1 pseudogene is annotated in these 233 nt (G+C 44.6%); it reads right to left on the bottom strand.

The window, feature by feature from the left end:
* Positions 1-233: pseudogene (locus Q4519_RS22180) on the bottom strand (UDP-N-acetylglucosamine 1-carboxyvinyltransferase); the annotation flags it as partial.

The raw sequence follows: 233 nt of genomic DNA, 5'->3' as shown, positions 1-233 counted from the left end.
CAACTATTGTAACCCCCTTGGCTACTAAACCAGCAATCACTAAACTAGCAGAAGCACCTAAAACCGATGCCATCACATGAGCGCCAGATAATAGCTTCGTGTAAGCGCAAATTGCCGTATAACCTTCAAGTTCGACGTCTGCGCCCATACGTTGTAATTAAGGCACATGCATAAAACGGTTTTCAAAAATAGTTACCTTAACACGACCAGCACCTTCAGCCACGACCATAAGC

The organism is Motilimonas sp. 1_MG-2023, from assembly GCF_030547455.1.
Classification (GTDB): domain Bacteria; phylum Pseudomonadota; class Gammaproteobacteria; order Enterobacterales; family CBDFNC01; genus Motilimonas.
The sequence above is the reverse complement of the archived record's forward strand: the minus strand, read 5'-3'. Positions and strand labels throughout refer to the sequence as shown.